Origin of the sequence: Streptomyces sp. DH12 (genome assembly GCF_020873895.1) — a bacterium.
Classification (GTDB): Bacteria; Actinomycetota; Actinomycetes; order Streptomycetales; family Streptomycetaceae; genus Streptomyces.
Window position 1 is genome coordinate 1 of record NZ_JAHWGT010000956.1, and the last position, 464, is coordinate 464.

1 pseudogene is annotated in these 464 nt (G+C 72.4%); it reads left to right on the top strand.

From position 1 onward, the window contains the following. Positions 1 to 315: pseudogene (locus LPA54_RS37965) on the top strand (hypothetical protein); the annotation flags it as partial. Positions 316 to 464: the final 149 nt, after the last annotated feature.

Genomic DNA, 464 nt, shown 5'->3' on the forward strand with positions numbered 1-464 from the left:
TCCGCCGCCGGCCGCCAGGACTGGGCCCGCACCGCCGAGGGGCTGCACCGGCTCGGGGTCAGCCCGCCCTGCCTGATCACCGGCCACGAGTCGATCCCCATCGGCTACTACACGGGCTGCTCCTCCGGAGCGACCGCCGGGAACAACGAGAACATGACGGCCGAGGACATCCGGCGCACCGCCGAACGCCTCCCGGTCGCCGAGATCACCCGCGTCGGCGGCAGGCCCAACGCCTACGCGCGGACCTGGCCCGTCCACCGCGTCGAGGACTACGAGATCCGCGTCGCGCCCGCCCCGGACACGCCACGGGAGTGAGATCCGGGGCCTTTCCCGCAGGTGGGGCGGCTCACGGGGTTAGAGACCGCCTGACGGGAAACGCGGATCGGACATCCGAGACGGCACGAGCCGACGCAGCGCGACAAGGAGGACGCCATGGGCTCCGAACCGATGGGGGACGACGTCTA